Annotated in this window: 1 pseudogene; it reads right to left on the bottom strand. The window is 67.1% G+C overall.

Features of this window, described 5'->3' with window-relative positions:
• Positions 1-264 (bottom strand): annotated as a pseudogene (locus AMS67_RS04505) (sugar ABC transporter ATP-binding protein); the annotation flags it as partial.
• Positions 265-283: the final 19 nt, after the last annotated feature.

Below are 283 nucleotides of genomic sequence, written 5' to 3'. Positions count from 1 at the left end.
GACGAGGAGGGTCGGCTCCTGCGGGTACAACCAGCGGGCGAGGAGATGCTTCTGACGATTGCCTCCGGAGAACTGCGACACCTCGGCGTCTCCTGAGGGGCCGCGCACGTCGAGGGACTCACGGGCGCGTTCGTACACCTCCGTACCGGACTTCGCCGACACCCACCATCCGCGGGATGCACCCTTGCCGTACCAGGGGAGCATGACGTTGTCGATGCCCGTCTCCGAAGCGATGAGCCCCTCCGCATCGCGATCCTGGGGCACGAAGAACACCCCTCGGCGG

Source organism: Leucobacter japonicus (assembly GCF_001273855.1).
Classification (GTDB): Bacteria; Actinomycetota; Actinomycetes; order Actinomycetales; family Microbacteriaceae; genus Leucobacter; species Leucobacter japonicus.
This window is presented reverse-complemented; position numbering and strand designations above follow the sequence as displayed.